Source organism: Bradyrhizobium sp. I1.14.4 (assembly GCF_050435825.1).
Taxonomy (GTDB): Bacteria; Pseudomonadota; Alphaproteobacteria; order Rhizobiales; family Xanthobacteraceae; genus Bradyrhizobium.
The window spans coordinates 156845-180000 of the sequence record NZ_JBNDLA010000003.1 but is presented as its reverse complement, the minus strand read 5'-3'; the positions used below and the strand labels follow the sequence as shown (position 1 = coordinate 180000).

Annotated in this window: 16 protein-coding genes; 12 read left to right on the top strand and 4 right to left on the bottom strand. The window is 64.2% G+C overall.

The genetic code is table 11. From position 1 onward, the window contains the following. Window positions 1–116 precede the first annotated feature (116 nt). From ABIB78_RS07940 to ABIB78_RS07930, 3 genes are read left to right on the top strand one after another with little or no spacing between them, the layout of a single operon-like run. Window positions 117–998, top strand: coding sequence for a branched-chain amino acid ABC transporter permease (locus ABIB78_RS07940; RefSeq protein WP_429023368.1), 882 nt, complete (start codon window positions 117–119; stop codon window positions 996–998). After that, window positions 995–2005: a branched-chain amino acid ABC transporter permease gene (locus tag ABIB78_RS07935; protein ID WP_429023365.1), complete on the top strand. Its 1011-nt coding sequence runs from the start codon at window positions 995–997 to the stop codon at window positions 2003–2005. Before ABIB78_RS07940 ends, ABIB78_RS07935 begins: the two co-directional genes overlap by 4 nt. Continuing rightward, window positions 1971–2915 carry a polyphosphate kinase 2 family protein gene (locus tag ABIB78_RS07930; protein ID WP_429023363.1) on the top strand — a complete coding sequence of 315 codons (945 nt, stop codon included), beginning with the start codon at window positions 1971–1973 and terminating at the stop codon, window positions 2913–2915. The genes ABIB78_RS07935 and ABIB78_RS07930 overlap by 35 nt, the downstream gene beginning before the upstream one ends. Window positions 2916–2948: 33 nt before the next feature. Here ABIB78_RS07930 and ABIB78_RS07925 read toward each other — a convergent pair whose 3' ends face one another. Both ABIB78_RS07925 and ABIB78_RS07920 read right to left on the bottom strand, forming a co-directional pair. Beyond that, window positions 2949–5156, bottom strand: coding sequence for a spermidine synthase (locus tag ABIB78_RS07925; RefSeq protein ID WP_429023360.1), 2208 nt, complete (start codon window positions 5154–5156; stop codon window positions 2949–2951). Between the two features lie 352 nt (window positions 5157–5508). Then, window positions 5509–5934, bottom strand: coding sequence for a nuclear transport factor 2 family protein (locus tag ABIB78_RS07920; RefSeq protein ID WP_429023357.1), 426 nt, complete (start codon window positions 5932–5934; stop codon window positions 5509–5511). A gap of 106 nt (window positions 5935–6040) precedes the next feature. On the opposite strand from ABIB78_RS07920, the gene ABIB78_RS07915 reads away from it, so the two are divergent. From ABIB78_RS07915 to ABIB78_RS07895, 5 genes are all read left to right on the top strand, one after another. Beyond that, complete coding sequence (locus ABIB78_RS07915) at window positions 6041–6628, top strand: bifunctional transcriptional activator/DNA repair enzyme AdaA (protein ID WP_429023354.1); 588 nt, start codon at window positions 6041–6043, stop codon at window positions 6626–6628. A gap of 111 nt (window positions 6629–6739) precedes the next feature. Beyond that, window positions 6740–6925 (top strand): hypothetical protein, encoded by a 186-nt coding sequence (locus tag ABIB78_RS07910; RefSeq protein ID WP_429023351.1) that lies wholly within the window; start codon window positions 6740–6742, stop codon window positions 6923–6925. A gap of 124 nt (window positions 6926–7049) precedes the next feature. Further along, a complete protein-coding gene (locus ABIB78_RS07905; RefSeq protein WP_429023349.1) occupies window positions 7050–8612 on the top strand; it encodes a 2-isopropylmalate synthase in 1563 nt (520 codons plus the stop codon). Between the two features lie 323 nt (window positions 8613–8935). After that, window positions 8936–9925 (top strand): LysR family transcriptional regulator, encoded by a 990-nt coding sequence (locus tag ABIB78_RS07900; protein WP_429023346.1) that lies wholly within the window; start codon window positions 8936–8938, stop codon window positions 9923–9925. Between the two features lie 252 nt (window positions 9926–10177). Then, complete coding sequence (locus ABIB78_RS07895; protein WP_429023343.1) at window positions 10178–11791, top strand: hypothetical protein; 1614 nt, start codon at window positions 10178–10180, stop codon at window positions 11789–11791. A gap of 123 nt (window positions 11792–11914) precedes the next feature. On the opposite strand, the gene mobA is transcribed toward ABIB78_RS07895, so the two are convergent. Beyond that, the gene (gene mobA, locus ABIB78_RS07890; protein ID WP_429023341.1) at window positions 11915–12547 is read right to left on the bottom strand and encodes a molybdenum cofactor guanylyltransferase MobA; all 633 of its coding nucleotides are present in this window, start codon (window positions 12545–12547) and stop codon (window positions 11915–11917) included. Then, window positions 12540–13424, bottom strand: a complete 885-nt coding sequence (locus ABIB78_RS07885) for a formate dehydrogenase accessory sulfurtransferase FdhD (RefSeq protein WP_429023338.1) — start codon at window positions 13422–13424, stop codon at window positions 12540–12542. The genes mobA and ABIB78_RS07885 overlap by 8 nt, the downstream gene beginning before the upstream one ends. Before the next feature lie 201 nt (window positions 13425–13625). Between ABIB78_RS07885 and ABIB78_RS07880 the strand changes: the two genes are divergently transcribed. The 4 genes from ABIB78_RS07880 (at window position 13626) to ABIB78_RS07865 (ending at window position 23056) form a co-directional block, all read left to right on the top strand. Then, window positions 13626–14879: a molybdopterin molybdotransferase MoeA gene (locus ABIB78_RS07880; protein WP_429023336.1), complete on the top strand. Its 1254-nt coding sequence runs from the start codon at window positions 13626–13628 to the stop codon at window positions 14877–14879. Window positions 14880–15082: 203 nt separating this feature from the next. After that, the gene (locus tag ABIB78_RS07875) at window positions 15083–16795 is read left to right on the top strand and encodes an NAD(P)H-dependent oxidoreductase subunit E (RefSeq protein ID WP_429023333.1); all 1713 of its coding nucleotides are present in this window, start codon (window positions 15083–15085) and stop codon (window positions 16793–16795) included. 35 nt (window positions 16796–16830) lie between these two features. Next, entirely contained in the window at window positions 16831–19632 is a 2802-nt protein-coding gene (gene fdhF, locus ABIB78_RS07870; RefSeq protein WP_429023331.1) for a formate dehydrogenase subunit alpha, read from the top strand. Between the two features lie 205 nt (window positions 19633–19837). After that, window positions 19838–23056, top strand: a complete 3219-nt coding sequence (locus ABIB78_RS07865) for an AAA family ATPase (protein WP_429023329.1) — start codon at window positions 19838–19840, stop codon at window positions 23054–23056. Window positions 23057–23156 lie beyond the last annotated feature (100 nt).

The window sequence follows — 23156 nt, the reverse complement described above, 5'->3', positions numbered from 1 at the left end:
AGCCCCCACCCGGTGCGCTCCGGACGACGCTTGGCGTCGCTCGTCGCGCGCCGACCTAAGAGCGAGCTTCGCTCGTCTCGACCCCCGCAAGCGGGAGAGGTAAGAAAGAGGCAGCCATGCAATCCTTCCTCGACATCTTCGACATCTACCTGCTGGAGGCCGTCATTAACGGCATCCTGCTCGGCGGCGTGCTGGCGCTGCTGGCGCTCGGGCTGAACCTGATCTTCGGCGTCATCGACGTCACCTGGATCTGTTATGCCGAGCTCGTGATGATCGGCATGTACGGCATGTACTATCTCGTGCAGGTTTTTCATTTGCCGTACTGGGCCGCCGCGCCGCTGGTCATCCTGCTGGTGGCGCTGCTCGGCGCCGCGCTGCATTTCCTGGTCATCGCGCCCCTGCTGACGGCACCGCCGATCAACCAGCTGCTCGCCACCGGCGGCGTGCTGTTCATCCTGCAGAGCTTTGCCACCGTTGCCTTCGGCATCGACTTCCGCAATCTCGGCATCCGCCTGCCGGTGCTTGCGCTCGGCGAGATGAATTTCAGTTACGCGCGATTGCTGTCGTTTGCGGCGGCGCTGGTCGGCATGATCGGCGTCTATCTGTTCCTGACCCGCACCTTCACCGGCACCGCGATCCGCGCCATCGCGCAGGACCGCCAGATCATGCCGCTGATGGGCGTCGACGCCAAGCGGATCTATCTCGTCACCTCGGCGATCGGCGGCGGGCTGGCCGGCCTCGCCGCCTGCCTGCTGGTGCTGCAATATGACGTGCATCCGTTCGTCGGCCTCTCGTTCGGGCCGATCACCTTCCTGATCTGCGTGCTCGGGGGCCTCGGCAATTTCATCGGCGGCTTCATTGCGGCCTTCGTGTTCGCCGAGATCATCTCGCTCGGCGGCCTGTTCTCCGATCTCGAATGGGGCTACGTGCTGGCCTTCGCCTTCTTCATCGTCATGATGTTCATCCGGCCCGCGGGCCTGCTGGCGAGGCGCTCGTGAACAGGCAGGCCGCCGGCTGGGCCATCGCGCTGATCGCACTCGTCGCGCTGCCGTTCGTGCACCGCGACCCCTACCATCTGCACGTGCTGGTGCTGATCCTGATCTGGTCGTTCGCCTATACGTCGTGGTCGATCATGGGCCGCTTCGGCCTGGTCTCGCTCGGCCATGGCGGCTTCATGGGCATCGGCGCCTATGTCACCGCGCTCTTGTGGAATCACCTCGGCGTCTCGCCCTGGATCGGCATCCCCCTGAGCATGGCGACCGCGGGCGTGCTCGCGCTTGTCGTCGCCTATCCGTGCTTTCGCTTCCGCATCACCGGGCACTATTTCGTGCTGGTGACCCTGGCGCTGTCGGGCATCGTGCTGCAGGTCATCACCGCGACCCGCGACTATACCGGCGGCTCGCTCGGCTACACGCCGCAACGCGCGCCGAGCGGCAAGGGGCTGCTCGCATTGCAATTCGACGACAAGATCACCTGGTACTTGATCGCGCTCGCGGTCTGGGTCATGGGCCTCGTGATCTGGCGCGCGATCGACCGCAGCATGATCCGCCACGCCATGGAGGCGATCTCGGAGGATGAGGACGCGGCGGCAGCGGCCGGCGTCAATGTCACCGCCGAGAAGCTCAAGATCACCCTGATCAGCGCGCTGATGACTGCGCTTTCCGGCGCGCTCTATTGCCAGTACCAGATGTTCATCTCGCCGGACACCGTGAGCGGCATCGCGGTGTCCCTTCAGATGGTGTTCGCGGCGATCGTCGGCGGCGTCTACGTCGCGCTGGGGCCGACGGTCGGCGCCGTCATCACCATCGTGCTGGCCGAGGTGCTGCGGATCTCGTTCGGCACCAAGGCGGTCGGCTGGGACAACCTGGTCTATGGCGTGCTGCTGGTGCTGTTCATCATCTTCCTGCCCAAGGGCATTCTTGGTAGCGTGATCGACCGGATCAAATCGCCACGCAAGCCGTCGAGAGGCCATGAGCAGCAAACCGTCCCCATCGCTCGCCGATGAGCTGAAACCCTTCGTCGCGCCGTTCCGCTTCGACGGCTCTGGCGAATTTCGCCTGAAGTCGTATCCGACCGCCGAGAAGGGCGGCATCGACAAGGACGCCGGCGGCAAGATCATCGAGGCCAATCGCAAGCGGCTCAACGATTTCCAGGAGAAGCTCTACGCCCAGGACCGCTGGTCGCTGCTGCTGATCTTCCAGGGCATGGACGCCGCCGGCAAGGATAGTGCGATCAAGAGCGTGTTCGAGGGCGTCAATCCGCAGGGCTGCGAGGTGTCCTCGTTCAAGCAGCCCTCGACCAAGGAACTCGACCACGACTTCATGTGGCGCGCCATGATCGCGCTGCCGGAGCGCGGCCGTATCGGCATCTTCAACCGCTCCTACTACGAGGAGTGCCTGGTGGTGCGGGTGCACGCCGATGTGCTGGCCAAGCAGAAGATCCCGAAGAAGCTGGTGACCAAGGACATCTGGCGCGAGCGCTTCGAGGACATCTCCGCGATCGAGCGCTATCTGTCGCGCAACGGCACCGTGATCCTGAAATTCTTCCTCAACGTCTCCAAGGAGGAGCAGCGCCGGCGCTTCCTCGACCGGCTCGAGGAGCCGGCCAAGAATTGGAAGTTCTCGATGGCCGACGTCTCCGAGCGCGCGCTGTGGGCCAAATATCAGGCCGCCTATCAGGACATGATCCACCATACCGCGACCAGGGAGGCGCCCTGGCACGTCGTGCCTGCCGACCACAAATGGTTCGCCCGCGTCGTGATCGGTTCGACCATCGTCAATGCGCTCGACAGGCTCGATCTGAAATTCCCCGAGGTCGACAAGGCCGACTTGAGCGAATTCAAGCGCGTCCGCGCCGCGCTGGAGGCGGAGGGCAAGGGCGGGGCGGCGGAGAAGAAGGCGCCCGCGAAGAAGTAGCGTGCGCCGTCTGCCGTTCGCGCCGCGCGATCGCTATCCCTTGCGCGAGGGCATCCAGGCGGACAGCAGATAGAAGCCGATCGCCACGAGGAGGAGATAGCGGAAGCCGAGCAGGGTCGAGCATGACTCGGCGAGGCCTCCGATGACCGATCCCGCGATGTTCGATCCGAACGCCTGGTCGGGATTGGCCTCGTCGCGGAACGAGCGGGCGAAGATCACGCCCGCGAAGAACATCGGGCCGAGCGCCAGCGCGCACGGGATCATGTAGCGCCAGACGATGCCGCCGCTCAGGAACGTGTCGAGCGGCACCAGCACCGAGACTGCCAGCAGCGCCAGCAGTCCGGCATAGTGCCGCACCAGCCGGGTGGACGGCACCTTGATCACATACAGGTTGGCGGCGAGGATCAGCAGCAGCGCGGTGAAGAACACCGCCGAGTTGACCACCCAGGTGCTGCCGAACAGCAGCGCCATCTGCACGACCGCCTTGGTTTCGAGCAGCATGAACGCCGCGCCGAGGAAGAACATCCGGTTGTTGGGCCGCCAGGCGCCCTTCGGCTTGAACAGATAGACCAGGCCGAGCCCGAGCACGCCGAGCAGGACCATCGAGCGAACGGTCAGATCGGGGATCAACCTGCCGCTGACATAGAGGAACGGCCAGTCGTCGCTGGTCGATTGCCTGGCGCCTTCGTTGTCGACCACCAGTTTCGCCGGCGCCAGCGGCACCCAGTCGCCGCGCTGGGCTGCAGCCTTGTCCTGTCCCTTGTCCTGCGCTTTGTCGAAGCCGTTGACCGACAGGTTTTCCGGCGGAAGGCTGTTCAGCCAGAACTTGCCGCGGTCGCGGAACGCGGTGGAAATGCGCGGATTGCAGCCTGCGATGATGGTGGTGAAGCCGACCGCTTCGGATGACGTCAGCGTTTCCTTGTAGGGCAGCGGCAGCACCAGCGGATCGCAGCCGAACACCTGCTTCGCCATCTCGGCGACACGTTGCACGATCCAGCCCTGGCGATAGTAGTTGTACATCACGAACACGCCGTCCTGCTTCAGCACGCGGCGGACGTCCTGGAACGCCTGTTCGGTGAACAGATAGCTTTCGAGGCGGATGTTGGCGTAGCCGCTGTGCAGGATCAGCGAGTCGACGAGGGCGTAAACGACCAGATCGTATTTGCGTTCGGTGGTGCGCAGGAAATGGCGGCCGTCGTCGAGATGCGGCATCACCCTCGGATCCTGATAGGGCTTGTCGGGATGGTTGTGGATGCCGATGTTCTGGATCACGGGATCGATCTCGACCGCATCGATGCGCTCGACGCCGAAGCGCAATGCGTGCGCCAGGTCGTTGCCGGAGCCGGCGCCGATGATCATGACGTCCTTGAACGGCGCGCCGCCGCTGTGCTTCTGCAGCAGGTGGATCAGCGAATAGGACGAGCCGCGTTCGCTGAACGGCATCATTTCCTGATGGCCGATGCTGTTGACGGTGATCACGCCGTTCGATTTGTTGAGGTCGACGGCGTAATAGGGCGACCAGCGGATGTCATGGCTGTCGGAACGATCGGTGTAGAAGGCGGTAAATCCCACCACGATGATGATCGTCGCAAGACGCAGAATCGACAGCGCCTTGTCCTGGTAGAGCAGGTAGACGATGCCGGTGCAGCTGATGCCGAACCAGACCACCGGCGGCGCCTGCGCGAACGACAGCAGCGAGAACCCGATGATGCCCGCGAGGCTGCCGCCGATATTCAGCGAATAGCCGGCGACGCGGTTGGGGTAGGCGTCGAAGGCGCGGCCGAGCGTCTGGCCGAGGCCGACGAACATCAGTGCGATCAGCACGAAGAACAGCCCGGCGATCGCCTCGATCGGCACGACGAACTTGGCGAGATCCGGGTTGCGATATTCGGTGCCGAAAAACACCTCCTGCGGCGACGCCTGATGGCCGACATCGACCGCGAACTGGCCCCAGTTGGAATACAGCACCATGATCGTGGCCACGGCGGCGAAGGTCACGAGGGCGAGCCCCGGAAACAGCGCAAGCCAGTTGGTGGTTCGCCGTGCGGCGAGGCAGCCGCAGGACATGCCGAGGAACGCGGCGAGCAGCACGATGTTGGTGAAGAATTGAAGGAAGACGACTTTGGCCGAGAACCAGCGGATGCAGGCGAGTTCGAGGAACAGGATCAGGAAACCGACGAGGAAGAGATTGAATCCGACTTGTTGCTGGTTGAGCCCTTCGGCCATTTTCGTCGCGGGCATGATCCCCATATCTCCTTAACCAAAAAGGTCGCGCCCTTAACACCCGGTCGCCGTCCGCAGACTAGAAGCAACCTGTTGAGCAATGATTGATTTGCGCGGCCGCCCACGCGCCGTGGTTGTCACTGACCGGTGTCATGCATGACATCATGGTGTAGGAATGGTTTCGCCGCGAACGCATGATGCAGGGTTTGTCCCGGCATCGATTGTTCATGTGAGGAGCGACAGGGGTCACGTGAGGTGAGCACTCTCTTCGGCTCCCTCCCCCTTGCAGGGCGGGAGGGAACCCCTTCGCCGGTGCGTCCCTTACCCGAGTGCTGGCGGAGCCACACGAGCCGGTGTCCCACGGTAGTTCTCACATCGCAGCTTCTCCGAACACCAACTGCCAGCCCTTGCGCGTATCCATGTATTCCCGCACCTGCTTGATGCGGCCAGCCTCGACCACGAACACGAAGCAATAGTCGTTGTCGTAGGCCCGGCCGCCCGGCAGCGTCGCGCGCATCCGCTCCTCGACGATCACGCTGTCGCCATCGGCATGGACGGCGCGGAACGCGATGTCGATCTCGGAGAACAGGCGGTGCATCTCGGTCGAGATGAAGCGGGCGATCGCATCCGCGCCGATCATGTGATCGGTGTAATCGAGCGCCACCGCGGTGGCGTTGCGGGCCGGCGCGATCCATTCGGCATCCGGCGCGAACAGCGCGGCGATAAGGCCGGTGTCGCGGGTCCTGAACGTCTGCCAGGCGTTGAGGACAATGTCTTTGGCGGTCGGGCTGGTCATGGCGATATCTCCGGGGTGATCGATCGGTTCGATCTAGATCGGCCCGGCGGTTCACGCTGGCCGGAATCGGACCTCGTCACCGTCAGTCACTTTTCTCGGCCGTACGATGCGCTACTCTTCGGCCATGCTCAGCTTCGAGGTCTGCAACGCTGCGCGGCTGCGGCGCGACGCGCGCTATGACGGCCGTTTCTTCACCGCGGTGAAGACCACGCGGATCTATTGCCGCCCGGTCTGTCCGGTGAAGCACCCGTTGCCGCGCAACGTCGCCTATTACCCGACCGCCGCCGCGGCCGAGGCGGCGGGCTATCGGCCGTGCCTGCGCTGCCGTCCCGAAACCGCGCCGTTCTGTCCGGCATGGAACGGCACGCGCTCAACGGTCGCGCGTGCGCTGAAGCTGATCGACGGCGGCGCGCTGGAGCGCGGCTCGGTCGCAGCGCTGGCCGACAGGCTCGGTATCACCTCGCGCCATCTTGCGCGGCTGTTCGAGCGCCATGTCGGCGCCAGCCCGCAGCAGGTCGCGACCACCCGCCGCGTCCAGCGCGCCAAGCGCCTGATCGACACCACCGACGATGCGATGATCGAGATCGCCTTCTGCGCCGGCTTCGGCAGCGTCCGCCGCTTCAACGCCGCCTTCGCCGACCTCTACGGCCGCTCGCCGTCGAGCCTGCGCGCGAGCTCTCGCGGCCGGAGGTGAGGAGGCGAGAACGGGGTGGAACGCGCCCTGCCATGCGCCACGTTAGGTCAACCCCGCTGACCATCTTTGCCCATTGCGGCGGCTTGCCATAATCGTTTAGAACGACCGCGTATGGCGCATCCCGGCAACCAACCGTCAACGGTTTTGCCTGAGGATTTCGGCGCTCAACAGGGTCTGGCAATGCTGATTCGCGGCCAAATCGATGGGATTTCGGAGGAGGTGGCCTTGGCTGCCGCCGCGATTCCGGCCGCAACGCCCGCCCTGCTTATTGGCGGCCTTCTTCTTACCTGCCCCTGAGGGCCGGCTGGGCGTTTGCGCCTGGGCACTCAGGGGTGTGTTCGAGATCACCGGACCCTGATATCGCCCAAGTAATTGCTCAAGGAGCAACATGACGGGCGCAAAGCTTAAAGGAACTTCTGACATGGCCACCGCGAACAAGTCCGAGAAGGACCGCGTCATCATTTTTGATACCACCCTGCGCGACGGCGAGCAGTGCCCCGGCGCCACCATGACCTTCGAGGAGAAGCTCGAGGTCGCCGAGTTGCTGGACGATATGGGCGTCGACGTCATCGAGGCCGGCTTCCCGATTACTTCTGAAGGCGACTTCCAGGCAGTCAGCGAGATCGCCCGCCGCTCCAAGAACTCGGTCATCGCGGGCCTGTCCCGCGCCCATCCGGCCGACATCGATCGTTGCGCCGAAGCGGTCAAATTCGCCAAGCGTGGTCGCGTCCACACCGTGATCGCGACCTCGCCGCTGCATATGCGGGTGAAGTTGAACAAGACCCCCGAGGAGGTGCTCGAGACCTCGGTCGCGATGGTTGCCCGCGCCCGCAACCAGATCGACGACGTTGAATGGTCGGCCGAGGACGGCACCCGCAGCGAGATGGACTATCTGTGCCGGATCGTGGAAGCCGTGATCAAGGCGGGCGCCACCACGGTGAACATCCCCGACACTGTCGGCTACACCGTGCCGGAGGAATACACCCACTTCATGCGGACGCTGATCGAGCGCGTGCCGAACTCCGACAAGGCGGTCTTCTCGGTGCATTGCCATAACGACCTCGGCATGGCGGTCGCGAACTCGCTGGCCGGCATCATGGGCGGCGCGCGGCAGGTCGAGTGCACCGTCAATGGCATCGGCGAGCGCGCCGGCAATGCCGCGCTGGAAGAGATCGTGATGGCGATCAATGTGCGGAACGACAAGTTTCCGTACTGGAACAAGATCGACACCACCCAGCTCACCCGCGCCTCGAAGGTGGTGTCGGCCGCGACCTCGTTCCCGGTGCAGTACAACAAGGCGATCGTCGGCCGTAACGCATTCGCGCATGAGAGCGGCATCCATCAGGACGGCGTGCTGAAGGACGCCTCAACCTACGAGATCATGCGGCCCGAGATGGTCGGCCTGAAGCAGTCCTCGCTGGTGCTCGGCAAGCATTCCGGCCGCCACGCCTTCATCCACAAGCTGGAGGAGATGGGCTACAAGCTCGGCGCCAACCAGCTGGAGGATGCCTTTACGCGGATGAAGGCGCTGGCCGACCGCAAGAAGGACATCTACGACGAGGACATCGAGGCGCTGGTCGACCAAGAGATGGCGGCCGCGCACGACCGCATCAAGCTGGCCTCGCTGACCGTGATCGCCGGTACCCATGGCCCGCAGCGCGCGACCATGAAGCTCGACGTCGACGGCCAGATCAAGATCGAGGAAGCCGAGGGCAACGGCCCGGTCGATGCCGTCTTCAACTGCATCAAGCGTCTGGTGCCGCACGAGGCCAAGCTGGAGCTGTACCAAGTCCACGCCGTGACCGAAGGCACCGACGCACAGGCCGAAGTCTCGGTGCGTCTCGCGCATGAAGGCCGTTCGATGACCGCGCGCGCCGCCGATCCGGACACGCTGGTCGCATCCGCAAAGGCCTATCTCGGTGCGCTGAACAAGATCGTGATGAAGCGCCAGCGCGACGTCCCGGCCGCCAAGGTTGCGGGCTGACGGTTCGCCCTATCACGCATTCGGAAACGCGGCGCCCCGGCGCCGCGTTTTTGTTTGGGAGGCAGAACGTAGGGCGGGCCCTACGTTTCCTGCGTCATTGCGACCGAAGCGAAGCAATCCATCTCTCCGCTTGCTGACGCATGGATTGCTTCGTCACTTCGCTCCTCGCAATGACGGCTGTGGGTGATCGGCTTGGGATAGAATCCGCTTCATTTGACGATTATTGGAATCCTATCCCAACAATCCGTTCTATCTCGCACTGCTTTGGAATCTTCCGCGCCACTCTCGGCGCTACCCTGCGTGTTTTCCCGGGGACGCCGCCCATGCCGCTTGCCTCCATCGTGTCAGATATCCCGCGCGCCGCCACTCCCGCGGAGACCGCGCTCACCCGCCGCGTCGACCTCATCACACTTCGCCTGTTTGTCGCGGTCTGCGACGAGCAGAACCTCACCCGCGCCGCGCAGCGTGAGGGGATCGCGGCGTCGGCGGTGTCGAAGCGGATGAACGATTTCGAGCTGGCGTTCGGCGTCACGCTGTTCAAGCGGCTCGCCAAGGGCATGGCGCTGACGCCGGCCGGCGAGGCGCTGCTGCACCACGCCCGGGTCACACTGCTCAATGTCGAGAAGATCGCGGTTGAGCTGTCGGAATATTCGCAAGGCGTGCGCGGCCATGTCCGCATGCTCGCCAACCTTTCGGCGATCGTGCAGTATCTGCCCGAGGATCTCTCCGCCTTCTTCGCCGCGCATGAATTGCTCCGCGTCGATCTGCAGGAGCGGCCGAGCGGGCAGGTGGTGCGCGGCATCGAGGAGGGCGCCGCCGAACTCGGCATCTGCTCGGCGGAGGCCGACAGCCGCGCGCTCGAGGCCTTCCACTACCGCTACGACAATCTGGTGGTCGTGATGCGGCCGAACCATCCGCTGGCCGGCCGCGAGAAATTGCTGTTCACCGAGACGCTCGATTTTGACCACATCGGCCTGCACGCCGCGAGTTCGATCTATCTGCGCTCGCAATATGCGGCCACGCAAGTGGGCAAGACGATGCGGCTGCGCATCAACGTGCCCGGATTCGATGCGGTCTGTCGCATGGTGCAGGCGAATATGGGGCTCGGGCTGATCCCCGATCGCGCCTTCGAGGTCGTCGGCGCCGGCATGGGTCTTCGCGCGATCCCGCTGCGCGACGACTGGGGGCGGCGCGAGCTGAAGATCGTGGTCCGCGACGTCGCGCATCTGTCCGCAACCAGCCGTCTGATGCTGGATTATCTGCGCGCCATCGGAACGAATCGGGTCGGCCGGGTTGGCGAACAGGCCGGCTAAAGCATAATTCGGAAAAGTGTGAAGCGGTTTTCTCGCGGCAAACGCGAAAGCTCGCGCCGAGATCATGCTCAAGCCATGGGCCGAGGCGATGAAGGTCCAACCCAATCTCTTCGCGCCTTAGCGAATCCTGCATCGGCGGGCAGGCGCTGCGAGATTTACAGAACGTGAACACGACTGCGGCGATCTGTCACAAGGGTGTCGCGGTCGGCCCCGTATGAGGAACCCATTCAAATTTTCAAAAATGGGGGGCTTATGTTCAAATCAATCGCCAAATCGCAAACAACACGCCGCGCCATTGTCCGGCGCCTGATTGCCACGACGGCGCTCTCACCGGTGCTGTTTGCAGTCCATCCGGCACTATCGCAGACCGTCGGCAATCCGCATGAATTGCTCGTCAGCACAGCAGTCTACGCCGGCAAGCCGTCGACTGTCGTGGTAGGCCAGACGCTGCCGACCGGCGCGACGGCGGTGGCCGACGGCACCTATCCGGGCGTCTTCAACAACGTGGCCGTTGATTCGAACTTCGGCGTGACCGCGCTGGTCGTGATCAAGAAATTTCATCTGGAAGGCCGTCGCCTTCGCGAAATCGGCGCGCTGACGGTCCCGGCGGACGTGGCGGTGACGAGCTTCAGTTCGAAGTCTGAATTGTCGTTGCATTTGTCGCCCGACGGCAAGGCCGTGACCTTCATGGGCTACGATGCTGCGGTGAACCAGCTGGATGTTTCCAACTCCAATTCGCCCAACCATGTCGATCCCACCAACCCGGACACCAGCGTGCATGCGCGCGTTGTGGCGGAGCTGGATTTCGACGGCTCGCTGCACCGGACCAAGGTCAACGTCTATAGCGGTGACAATGGCCGCGGCGCGATCCGCGCCAACAGGGTCAATGGCACCCAGGCCGACCAGTATTTCACGGTTGGCAACGCCGGCAACGGCAGCGGCATCCAGCCAGTACTTGTCGTCAACGATACCGGCGTGCAACTCGCAACGCCGGGAGTCGATGGTTCTGATGCCGTGGTTGGCGTGCAGCAGGGAACGCCTGGCAGCAAGAACGGCTTCCAGTTCGGCTTCTCGGTTGCCCAGCTCGGCTTTGCTATCGACAAGTCCGGCAAGGACGACAATTTCCGCGGCCTCGCGATCTCTGACAACACGCTCTTCGTGACCAAGGGCAGCGGAAGCAACGGCATCAACACGGTCTATCAGGTTGGCCAGCCGGGCGTTCTGCCGACCCCGGATACCGCCGCCTCGACGACGTTCAGCATTCTTCCGGGCTTCCCGAACAATCCCACGGCGAACTCTGGCGCGAACGGCTTCTATCCCTTCGGCATCTGGTTCGCCAATGCAACGACGCTCTATGTCGCCCAGGAAGGCGACGGCAATCTCGCCGACGCGGCCACGTCGCCGACGGCCGGCCTGCAGAAATGGATCTATGCCAACGGCAGCTGGACCCTTGCCTACACGCTGCAGAAGGGCCTGAGCCTCGGCAGTTCCTATCATGTGAACGGCTATCCGACCGATCCGGCAACCGGCGGCCTGCGCAGCATCACCGGCCGCGTGAGCCGCGACGGCACCGCGACGATTTTCGCCGTTACGTCGACCGTCGGCAACTCGGTCGAACCCGGCGCCGATCCGAATCAGGTGGTTGCCATCACGGACAAGGTCGCGGCAACCAAGCTGCCGGCGAATGAAGCGTTTGAGGTCGTCGTGCCGCCCGCGTTCGGAGCGGTCTACCGCGGGGTGTCGTTCGCTCCGGTCAATTGCGATGGCGATCATGGTCAGATGAAGGACCATGGTCGTGGTCACGACAGCGACGACAACGCAGAGGACGGCGCCTGCGGTCCGACCAGGATCGCTGCGGGGCATTGATCGCGGGCAACCAGCAGGCCCCTTGCTGGCAGCCTCCGCTGAGTCTCCGCCTGGGCTGGGAGTCGGCTCGACGCGATCGGCTGTTGCCGGTCGCGTCGGCGAGGTCAAATGCAGACAGGCGTCTCAGCCGTCGTCAAGCGCGGCGAGGCGATCGGCTTCCATGATGTCTTCAACGGTATTGGCATTGAAGAACGGATCCAGCGGCTCGGTCGGCCACTCGACCGTCGCGAGCGGATAGCGCGCGGTCCAGCGATCGATCTTGCGCATATCCTCCTCGACGAGCGCGTGGCGCAACTCGTTGCGCAAGCGCACGTTCCAGAGGCCGATGACCGGATGCGTCTGCCCGCCGGATGCGGCGACGGCGAGCTCGGCGTTCTGCGCCACGCGCGCTTGTTCCAGCCGCTTGACGAGATCCCGCGGAAGAAACGGACAGTCACCCGCCGCGCTGAGCACCCATTTCGCATCCGGCCGGTTCGCCGCGGTCCAGTCGAGCGCCGCCAGGATGCCGGCGAGGGGGCCGGGATAGTTGGCGACATCGTCGGCAACGACCGGAAGGCCGAACCCGGCGAAGCGCGCGGGGTCGCCGTTGGCGTTGATGATTAGCCCGCCGCACTGCGGCGCGAGACGGTCGATCACCCGTTGCAGGATGGTTCGGCCGGCGATCTTGCGCATCGGCTTGTCGCCGCCGCCCATCCGCCGCGCGAGCCCGCCGGCCAGCAGCACACCCGGGATGTCGGTCCCCGGGATATCAGTCATTGTCGGCCTCGCCCTTGCGCTTGTGACGCATCGATTCCTCTTCGACATAGTCCAGGTTCTGGTCGTAGACGATGCGCTCCTGGCCCGACAGTGCGATGAAGCGCTTGCCGCGCGCGCGCCCGACCAGCGTCAGTCCGACCTGCCGCGCCAGATCGACGCCCCATGCCGTGAACCCTGAGCGGGAGACCAGGATCGGGATGCCCATCCGCACCGTCTTGATCACCATCTCCGAGGTGAGCCGCCCGGTGGTGTAAAGAATCTTGTCGGCCGGATCGACGTTGTGGCGATAGATCCAGCCCGCGATCTTGTCGACGGCGTTGTGGCGGCCGACATCTTCGGTGTAGCAGACCGGCGTGCTCTCCTTGCACAGCACGCAGCCGTGAATGGCGCCGGCCTCCAGATAGAGCGACGGCATCGTGTTGATGGTGTGCGTCATCCGGTAGAGCCAGGAGGTCCGCAGCTCGGCCTTCGGCAGCGCGACCTTCTCGACGGCTTCAAGCAGGTCGCCGAACGCCGTTCCCTGGGCGCAGCCCGAGGTCTGCGTCCGCTTCTTCAGCTTCGCCTCGAAATTGGTGTGGTGCGCAGTGCGCACCACGACGACCTCGAGATCGTCGTCATATTCGACCTCGGTGACGACGTCGTCGTATTTCAGCATGTTCTGGTTCAGCAGGTAGCCGAGCGCGAGGTATTCGGGATAGTCGTTGATCGTCATCATCGTGACGATCTCCTGCGCGTTGAGGTACAGCGTCAGCGGCCGCTCGACCGGCACCTTGATCTCGGTCCGCTCGCCGGTTTGATCGACGCCTGTGACGCGCTCCGTCAGTCGCGGATCGTCCGGATCAGGAACAATAATGGGAGCGGTGGTCTTCTCGGTCACAGGTCGGCGTCCGGATGGGTTCACATGACAATGGAGCAGGGGATATAAGCACGATCGGAGACCGACTGGCCACTTTCCGCCGGTTTGCGGGAACTGCCAACCAAGGAGATTGGCCAAGGATCGGTCCGGCTTAGGGATAACGCCGCAGTTCGCGATCAGGGCCGAACAAATGTTGTCGATGGCCGAGGATTGAGGGACATCATGGCGCAGCTTTCGGACGACTGTTTCGCGTTTGGCGGACCGATGATGTCGGTCGACGAGGCCGTCGCGATCATCGCCTCGCGCGTCAAGCCGGTCGGCGAGACGGAGGCCGTTGCCCTGGTGGACGCAGATGGACGCATCCTTGCCGGTGACGTTGCCGCGCCCCTGCCGCTGCCGCCTTTCATGAATTCCGCCGTCGACGGCTATGCCGTATCCGGCGCCGACCTGCCGGCGAGCGGCGAGCGCGCGTTTCCCGTCGCCGGGCGGGTGCAGGCGGGAGCGCCGGCGCAGCCCGCGCGGCCCGGCCAGGCGGTGCGGATCTTCACCGGTGCGCCGATGCCCGACGGCACGGACACCGTGTTCATGCAGGAAGACGTTCGGATCGACGATTCGGGGAAGGTGATCCTGCCGGCCGGCCTGAAGGCCGGCGCCAATGTGCGGCCGGCCGGCGAGGACATTCCGCGTGGTCATGTCGCGCTGGCGTCGGGCCGGCGGCTGCGCCCGCAGGACATCGCCGTCGCCGCGGCCTTCGGGCTCACCACGCTCGATGTGGTACGGCGGCTTCGCGTCGGGGTGTTCTCCACCGGCGACGAACTGGCCGCGCCCGGGGGCTCTCGTACCGAAGCTCAATTGTTCGATTCCAACCGTTTTATGCTGATGGCGATGTTGCGGCGGCTCGGCTGCGAGGTCGGCGATCTCGGCATCCTGCGCGACGAGCGAGCCGCGCTCGCCGCGGCGCTCAAGCAGGTCGCGTGCCGCTATGACCTGATCCTGACCACCGGCGGCGTCTCGACCGGCGAAGAGGACCACGTCAAGGCCGGCATCGAGCAGGCAGGGTCGCTGGTGCTATGGCGGATGGCGATCAAGCCGGGCCGTCCGGTGGCGATGGGAATCATCGACGGCACGCCGCTGATCGGCTTGCCCGGCAATCCCGTGGCGAGCTTCGTCACCTTCGTCCACGTCGTGCGGCCGACCGTGCTGGCGCTCTCGGGCGCCGTGCCGTCTGCCTTGCTGCCGATGCCGGTTCGGGCCGCCTTCAGCTACAAAAAGAAAAGTGGGCGGCGTGAATATGTCCGCGCCTCGTTGCGCCGGTCGGCGGACGGTTCGCTGGAGGCGACCAAATTTCCCCGCGAAGGGGCTGGTCTGCTGTCGTCGCTGATTGAGACCGATGGACTGGTCGAACTCGGCGAGTCCGTTGTGCAGGTCGCGCCGGGCGATGCCGTCGGCTTTCTCGGCTACGCCGAGTTGCTGTGAGCCGAAACGCGGTCGAGACCGCGCAGCGGGACAGGCGTGTGATAGCAAATTCAGATCGCCCGATAGGCAAACATTAACAATGGCCTGCGCGGCAACCGGACGCTGCTAGAGGCGTTCTAAAACTGCTTGCCTCTGGCATGCCAGAGAATAAGGTTCGCTGAAGCAGCGCATTCGCGCAAAGCGGGGCTCCAAGGCGAGGTTTCATGAGTCGAGACGACGTTCACAAGGTTCGCGCGTTCGAGCATCCCGGACAAGGCAGGAAGCGAGCGAAGGCCACGCCTAAGGGACGCCAGGTCGATCCGGTGGCCGCTCATGAGATCGAGGCGCTGCTCGCAGATCGGCCGAGGCAGCGCGACCTCTTGATCGAGTACCTGCATCTGATCCAGGACAAGCACCATCAGATCTCGGCGGCGCATCTTGCCGCGCTCGCCGACGAGATGAAGCTGTCATTCGCTGAAGTGTTCGAGACCGCGACCTTCTATGCGCACTTCGACATCGTGAAGGAAGGCGAGCCTGATATCGCGCCGCTCACCGTGCGGGTCTGCGATTCGCTGACCTGCGCGATGCTCGGCGGCGATCAGTTGCTGAAGGATCTTCAGGACCGCGCCGGTCCGGGCATCCGCGTGGTGCGGGCGCCGTGCGTCGGCCGCTGCGACACCGCACCCGCTGCAGAGGTCGGCCACAACTTCGTCGATCATGCGACCGTCACCAATGTGCTCGCCGCAGCGAAGAACGGCGACACGCATGTGCACCTTCCCCCATACGTCGACTACGACGCCTATGTGGCAGACGGCGGATACCAGCTGCTGGCGCGCCTGCGCTCAGGCGAGCTGCCGCGGGAAGGGCTGCTGAAGGCGCTCGACGATGCGTCGCTGCGCGGTCTCGGCGGCGCCGGTTTTCCGGCCGGCCGCAAGTGGCGCGCCGTGCTCGGCGAGCCCGGTCCGCGGTTGATGGCGGTGAACGGCGACGAGGGCGAGCCCGGCACGTTCAAGGACCGCTATTATCTCGAGACCGATCCGCATCGCTTCCTCGAGGGCATGCTGATCGGCGCCCACGTGGTCGAGGCGCCCGAAGTCTATATCTACATTCGCGACGAGTACCCGGCCTGCCGCGAGATTCTCGCGCGCGAGATCGCGAAGCTTCCGCCTGACGGTCCGATGCTGCATCTGCGGCGCGGCGCCGGTGCCTATATCTGCGGCGAGGAATCCTCGCTGCTGGAATCGCTCGAGGGCAAGCGCGGCCTGCCGCGGCACAAGCCGCCATATCCCTTCCAGGTCGGGCTGTTCGGCCTGCCGACCCTGATCAACAACATCGAGACGTTGTGGTGGGTCCGCGACATCGTCGAGAAGGGCGCCGACTGGTGGAAGAGCCACGGCCGCAACGAACGCCACGGCCTGCGCAGCTTCTCGGTGTCGGGACGCGTCAAGGATCCGGGCGTCAAGCTTGCTCCGGCCGGCATCACCGTGCGCGAACTGATCGATGAGTTCTGCGGCGGCATGGCCGACGGTCATACGCTGCAGGCCTATCTGCCGGGCGGCGCATCCGGCGGCATCCTGCCGGCCTCGATGGACGACATCCCGCTCGATTTCGGCACTCTGGAGAAATACGGCTGCTTCATCGGCTCCGCCGCTGTCGTCGTGCTCTCGCAGGCCGATGACGTCAGGGATGCCGCGCTGAATCTGATGAAGTTCTTCGAGGATGAGAGCTGCGGGCAATGCACGCCCTGCCGCGCCGGCACCGAGAAAGCGGCGCTGCTGATGCAGCAGCCGGTCTGGAACAAGGAATTGCTCGACCAATTGAGTCAGGCGATGCGTGACGCGTCGATCTGCGGCCTGGGTCAGGCGGCCTCCAATCCGCTGACCTCCGTCATCAAGTATTTTCCGGACGGGTTTCGTCCGCAGCAAGCCGCCGAGTAGGCGGGCCGAGCAGACGAATTTCGACGAGGATTCGAATGACCAACGATCAGAACTCTCCGCCGCCGAGCCAAGGCCTGACGATTCAATTCGAGCTCGACGGGCACCAGGTGGAAGCGCGTGCCGGCGAAACGATCTGGCAGGTCGCGAAGCGCCAGGGCACCGAGATCCCGCATCTCTGCTATTCGCCAGAGCCGGACTACAGGCCGGACGGCAATTGCCGCGCCTGCATGGTCGAGATCGAAGGCGAGCGCGTGCTGGCGGCGTCCTGCATGCGGACGCCGACGGTCGGCATGAAGGTGAAGTCGGCCAGCCAGCGCGCCGTGGCGGCGCAGAAGATGGTGATGGAGCTGCTCGTGGCGGACCAGCCGGCGCGCGCGACCTCGCACGATCCGGACTCGAAGTTCTGGCACTGGGCCGAGAAAACCGGGGTGACCGAAAGCCGCTTCCCTGCTGCCGAGCGTTGGCACGCTGATACCAGCCATCCGGCGATGCGCGTCAATCTCGACGCCTGCATCCAGTGTGGCCTGTGCGTGCGGGCGTGCCGCGAGGTGCAGGTCAACGATGTGATCGGCATGGCCTACCGCAACCACGATGCCAAGATCGTGTTCGACTTCGACGATCCGATGGGGGAATCGACCTGCGTCGCCTGCGGAGAGTGCGTCCAGGCCTGCCCGACCGGCGCCCTCATGCCCGCGGTGATGCTGGACGACAAGCAGACGCGCGTCACCTATCCGGATCGCGAAGTGGATTCGCTGTGCCCGTATTGCGGCGTCGGCTGTCAGGTCACCTATCAGGTCAAGGACGAGAAGGTGATCTATGCGGAAGGACGTGACGGCCCAGCCAACCACAACCGGCTCTGCGTCAAGGGGCGCTTCGGTTTCGACTACATCCATCACCCCAATCGCCTGACCAAGCCGCTGGTGCGGCTGCCGGGCGTGAAGAAGGATGTCAACGACCAGGTCGATCCGGCAAATCCCTACACCCATTTCCGCGAAGCATCGTGGGAAGAGGCGCTCGATCTTGCCGCGGCGGGCTTAAAGAAAATCCGCGATGAGAAGGGCGCGAAGGCGCTCGCCGGATTCGGCTCGGCCAAGGGTTCCAACGAGGAAGCTTACTTGTTCCAGAAGCTGGTCCGCACCGGTTTCGGCTCCAACAATGTCGACCACTGCACGCGGCTGTGCCACGCCTCCTCGGTGGCGGCGCTGTTCGAGGGATTGAGCTCAGGCGCGGTGTCGGCGCCGTTCTCCGCCGCGGCCGACGCCGAGGTGATCTGGGTGATCGGCGCCAATCCGACCGTGAACCATCCGGTCGCCGCGACCTTCATCAAGAACGCCGCCAAGCGCGGCGCCAAGCTGTACGTGATGGATCCGCGCCGGCAGTCTCTGTCGCGCCATGCCACGCAGCACCTCGCGTTCAAGCCGGGCAGCGACGTCGCGATGCTGAATGCGATGATCAACACGATCATCACGGAAGGACTGACCGACGAGCAGTACATCGCCGGCTACACCGAGGGCTACGAAGACCTCAAGGCCAAGATCGTCGATTTCACGCCCGAGAAGATGTCGCCGATCTGCGGCATTCCTGCCGAGACGCTGCGCGAGGTCGCGCGCGCCTATGCCCACGCCAAGTCGTCGATCATCTTCTGGGGCATGGGCATCAGCCAGCATGTCCACGGCACCGACAATGCGCGCTGCCTGATCGCACTGGCCCTGATCACCGGGCAGGTCGGCCGCCCCGGCACCGGGTTGCATCCGCTGCGCGGGCAGAACAACGTACAGGGCGCCTCCGACGCCGGCCTGATTCCGATGTTCCTGCCCGACTATCAGCCGGTCGGCCGCGACGACATGCGCGGCGCCTTCGAGAAGCTGTGGGGGCAGGAGCTCGATCCGGTCCGCGGGCTGACCGTCGTCGAGATCATGAACGCGGTCCATGCCGGCGAAATCCACGGCATGTATGTCGAGGGCGAGAATCCCGCGATGTCCGATCCGGACCTGCAGCACGCGCGCGAGGCGCTGGCCAAGCTCGATCATCTCGTCGTGCAGGACCTGTTCGTCACCGAGACGGCGTTCCACGCCGACGTCATCCTGCCGGCCTCGGCGTTCGCCGAAAAGTCCGGCTCGTTCACCAACACCGACCGCCGCGTGCAGCTGGCGCGCGAGGTGATCAAGCCGCCGGGCGATGCGCGGCAGGATCTCTGGATCATCCAGGAGATCGGCAAGCGGATGGGATTGCCCTGGAATTATGCGGGGCCGGGCGAGGTCTTCACCGAGATGGCTCAGCTGATGCCGTCGCTGAAGAACATCACCTGGGAGCGCCTGGTTCGCGAAGGCGCGGTGACCTATCCGGTCGATGATCCGGACAAGCCGGGCAACGAGATCATCTTCACCGCCGGCTTCCCGACCGAGAGCGGCCGCGGCAAGATCGTGCCGGCCAAGGTGATCCCCCCGGACGAGCTACCCGACGACGAGTATCCGATGGTGCTGTCGACCGGACGCGTCCTCGAGCATTGGCACACCGGTTCGATGACGCGCCGGGCCCTGGTGCTCGACCAGATCGAGCCCGAGGCGGTCGCGTTCATGACCCCGAAGGACATGCGCAAGAAGGGCCTCGTACCCGGCGACTTCATCCGGCTCGAGACGCGCCGCGGCGCGGTCGATGTCAAGGTGCGGGCCGACCGCGACGTGCCCGAGAACATGGTCTTCATGCCGTTCTGCTATGCGGAAGCGGCGGCGAATCTGCTGACCAACCCGGCGCTCGACCCGTTCGGCAAGATCCCGGAATTCAAGTTCTGCGCGGTCCGCGCCGAGAAGATCGACATCCGGACCGCCGCGGAATAGCCGTCCGGGACCGAGGGCGGGGTGGACCGACACCCTTCCAAAGCAGGAGTTTTCCGGCGCGAAATCAGCTGTACGGCTGCGAGCGCATGGTGTTCAATCCTTGCAACTACCTGCCTGAGTACAGGCGGCTTGGCAGCGTCAAGGGAGGCTTGCTGTCGATCTAGCCTCGGGGCAGGTACGGGGGAAAATAGAACATGGTGGCGTCATGAACAGCCTGCCGAGTCCGGATCAGGCGGGCGAACCTCAGTCGACCCGGTCACCGACAAACGCCGGGAGCGAACCTTTGCATGCCGAACGCCGGCAGCTGACCGTGGCATTTGTCGACATCGTCGGCTCGACGCCCCTCAGTGAGCGCATCGATCCCGAAGAATTCTTCACGATTATCAAAACCTATCGCGATATCTGCAACGAGGAGATTAGCCGCTACGGCGGTCACATCGCCAGACTGATTGGCGACGGACTGTTGGCATATTTTGGTGTGCCACAAGCCCATGAAAATGATCCCGAACGCGCGGTGCGTGCGTCGCTGGCGGTCGCCGCGGCGATCAAGGAACATCAGTTTCCGCTGTCGGATGGCAGCTTCGTCCGCCTTGGTGTGCGGATCGGGGTGAACACCGGGTTGGTCGTCGTCGGCAGCGTGCCCGGCGAGCCCCCCGATCGGCGGGAAGTGTTCGGCAGCTCCGCACATGTCGCTGCCCGCCTGCAAGGGCTCGCCAGCGAGAATGGTGTCGTGGTCGGTGCGAGCACTTACGAGCTGACCCGCGGAACGTTCAGCTACGCGCCGCTTGGCCGACGAACGCTCAAGGGGGTGGAGGAGCCGGTCGACGCCTGGAGTGCGGAAGCTCTCGCGTCCAGCGAGAGCAGGTTCGACAGGGCGCAGAGGTTGCCTCTTGGTCCGATGATTAACCAAGCCAGCGCAAGCGCACTGCTTGCCGAGATGTGGCAGCAGACGGTAGCGGGCTCAGGACACGTCGGCGTCATTTCCGGCGAGCCCGGCATAGGCAAGTCACGCCTGATCCGCCAGTTCCGCAGCTCCCTTGATGCGTCTCGGCGTAGTGTTGTGTCGCTGCAATGCTCGCCGTTCCACGTTAACACGCCGCTTGCCCCGGAAATCGAGAGACTCAGGCGCGTGACCGGCATCCAGGAGGCCGACGGCGCGGAGCTCGCATTGGCAAAATTGCGCGCGTTCTTGGCAAGAGAAGCGCCTAACGTCACGGACGCACTCAGCTACTACGGGGCTGTCCTGTCGATACCCGCCTGCGCGGAATACGAACCTGTGGATCTCGGATCTCCCTTTGAGCGCGACCGGGCTTTTCAGGTGTTCATCGATGTTCTCATCGCGGCCTCGCACAAGCGGCCGATATTGATCGTTGCCGAGGACGTCCAGTGGATCGACCCGACCACCATCGAACTGGTGGGACGAATAACAGCTCGCTGTTCTGGCGAGCGGGTCATGATTCTGATCACACATCGCGATGACTACCAGGCAGACTGGTTGTCGGGCTCGGCAGTTCGGCGGATTGCTCTGCAAAAGCTGACACCGCACGAATGCGAGCAAATGGTGGCGGCCGTTGCAGGCAGCGACGTCGTCCCACGCCGGATCACCAGCCAGATCGTCGCAAGAACGGATGGCGTGCCGCTTTTCATCGAGGAGTTTACGCGGGCCGTGATCGATGCCCGCACGGTCGAGCGCGCCGCTGACGGTTTGGCGCTGAGCAAGAAATTGCCCGAACCGTTGGTGCCGTCGAGCATTCAAGACTCGCTGATGGAACGCCTTGATCGCCTTGGTCCGGCCAAGCGTGTCGCCCAGATCGCCTCCGTCTTCGGGAGGCAATTCAGTTATGACGGTATTTTCAACGTGCTTCCAGGCAAGGACCAAACGCTGAAACACGCGTTGTGGGCACTGGAGAGCGCCGAGATCGTGTATCGCGTCGAGAAATCCAAAGACGTCTTCGCATTCAAGCACGCGATGATACAGGAAGTCGCCTACTCCTCGCTGCTCAAGGAGGAGCGGCGCGAGCTCCATGCGCGCGTCGCATCGTGGCTGCTTCAGGAGGCCGCGATCCGGGAGAGCAGTCAGCCTGCCGTGCTCGGCTATCACTATGCGCGCGCAGGCAACATTCCGGAAGCGATCGAGGCCTGGCTTCAGGCCGGCAAATCGGCGCTCCGCCGATCAGCCACCAAGGAGGCCGTGGCCCATCTGCGCGAAGGTCTCTCGCTGATTCCGAGGCTGCCCGCTTCACAACAGCGCTTCGAAGCTGAAATCGCGCTGCAATCCAACCTGGCGATGGCCTATACCGCAAACGCAGGGTGGTCCGATCCGCACGTCTATGGATCCTACAGTCGCGCACTCAAGCTTTGTGCGAGCTATGGCACCACTCGCGAGAAGGCGACGGTGCTGTGGGGAAGTACCATAGCGAAGCTGGTCAACTGCGAGCTCACCAAGGGCCTCGAGCATGCGCAGGATTTCGTCCGCAGGGCCGAGGAGTGGCGCGACGACGAGGCTGCCCTCATGGCCTACACCGCGGCCCTGATCGCCAATTTCTTTCTCGGTCGCCTGGAGCAGGCGAGTGAACTCGCCGCTCTGATCAGCGCCCGTTACAACGCTCGTGATCACGGCAAACTGGTCCAAATCTATCAGCATGATCCATTGATCGTGTCGCTGGTCTATTCCGGGCACATCGAATGGCTGTTGGGTCGGCCCGGCCGGGCCAGAGAGTGCTGTGAGACGGCGCGGCAGCTCGCCAATGAGATCGGGCATCCGTTCATGTTGGCATTTGCCTCCATTCTTGGCGTGTCCGATCACTGGTATGAAGGCGATCTCGCGGCCAACCTTGCCAGCGTCCAACGCGGCCTGAAGGTCGCCGACGAGTATGGCTATCCGATGTACCGGGTCATCGGTCCCTTGTGGGCGACCTCTGCGTTGGCTGCACGAGGCTCTGCGCCGGAGGTGCTCGAGCAACTGTGCGGCCTGCTCGAGAAGCTACCCGTGGAGGACCGGTGCATTCAGATGCCGCTCTATCGCATTCTGCTCGCCACGGAATTCGGACGGATCGGGCAGATCGAAAGGGCTCGAAGCTTCGCGGCTTCGGCTGAGTCCCTGGTGAAGCAAACCGGCGAGCGCTGGGCTGCTGCCGAGATCTATCGGATCCACGGCTCGCTGTTGTGCCAGGAACCGTCGCGAGACGACCGGGCTGCCATGCGCCTGTTCAAACGCTCGCTTGCCTCTGCCAGGAAGCTCGGGGCGGTCGGTTGGGAATTGCGCACCGCGATCAGCATCGCGCGCCTGCTCGGCGCCGGCGAGAGCGCATCCAAGCGCGCCGAAGCACGAGACCTGTTGATCTCGACCCGCGCGAAATTTGCATCCGCGGAAACATCCCGCGATCTGCGTGAGGCTGATGACCTGGTGAGGATGCTGAGCTAGAGCGCGATCCGGAAAAGTGCGAAGCGGGTTTCCGAAAAGATCGTGCTCAAACAAAGAGCTAAAGCGTGATGACGATTCAACCCGATCTCATCGTGCTTTA

Excerpts from the sequence above, each read along its gene's own strand:
- ABIB78_RS07900 (WP_429023346.1), top strand. The coding sequence starts at position 8,936 with ATGCCGCTTGCCTCCATCGTGTCAGATATCCCGCGCGCCGCCACTCCC.
- fdhF (WP_429023331.1), top strand. The coding sequence starts at position 16,831 with ATGACCAACGATCAGAACTCTCCGCCGCCGAGCCAAGGCCTGACGATT.
- ABIB78_RS07940 (WP_429023368.1), top strand. The coding sequence starts at position 117 with ATGCAATCCTTCCTCGACATCTTCGACATCTACCTGCTGGAGGCCGTC.
- ABIB78_RS07875 (WP_429023333.1), top strand. The coding sequence starts at position 15,083 with ATGAGTCGAGACGACGTTCACAAGGTTCGCGCGTTCGAGCATCCCGGA.
- ABIB78_RS07880 (WP_429023336.1), top strand. The coding sequence starts at position 13,626 with ATGGCGCAGCTTTCGGACGACTGTTTCGCGTTTGGCGGACCGATGATG.
- ABIB78_RS07895 (WP_429023343.1), top strand. The coding sequence starts at position 10,178 with ATGTTCAAATCAATCGCCAAATCGCAAACAACACGCCGCGCCATTGTC.
- ABIB78_RS07930 (WP_429023363.1), top strand. The coding sequence starts at position 1,971 with ATGAGCAGCAAACCGTCCCCATCGCTCGCCGATGAGCTGAAACCCTTC.
- ABIB78_RS07905 (WP_429023349.1), top strand. The coding sequence starts at position 7,050 with ATGGCCACCGCGAACAAGTCCGAGAAGGACCGCGTCATCATTTTTGAT.
- ABIB78_RS07925 (WP_429023360.1), bottom strand. The coding sequence starts at position 5,156 with ATGCCCGCGACGAAAATGGCCGAAGGGCTCAACCAGCAACAAGTCGGA.
- ABIB78_RS07920 (WP_429023357.1), bottom strand. The coding sequence starts at position 5,934 with ATGACCAGCCCGACCGCCAAAGACATTGTCCTCAACGCCTGGCAGACG.
- ABIB78_RS07865 (WP_429023329.1), top strand. The coding sequence starts at position 19,838 with ATGAACAGCCTGCCGAGTCCGGATCAGGCGGGCGAACCTCAGTCGACC.
- mobA (WP_429023341.1), bottom strand. The coding sequence starts at position 12,547 with ATGACTGATATCCCGGGGACCGACATCCCGGGTGTGCTGCTGGCCGGC.
- ABIB78_RS07910 (WP_429023351.1), top strand. The coding sequence starts at position 6,740 with ATGGCGCATCCCGGCAACCAACCGTCAACGGTTTTGCCTGAGGATTTC.
- ABIB78_RS07915 (WP_429023354.1), top strand. The coding sequence starts at position 6,041 with ATGCGCTACTCTTCGGCCATGCTCAGCTTCGAGGTCTGCAACGCTGCG.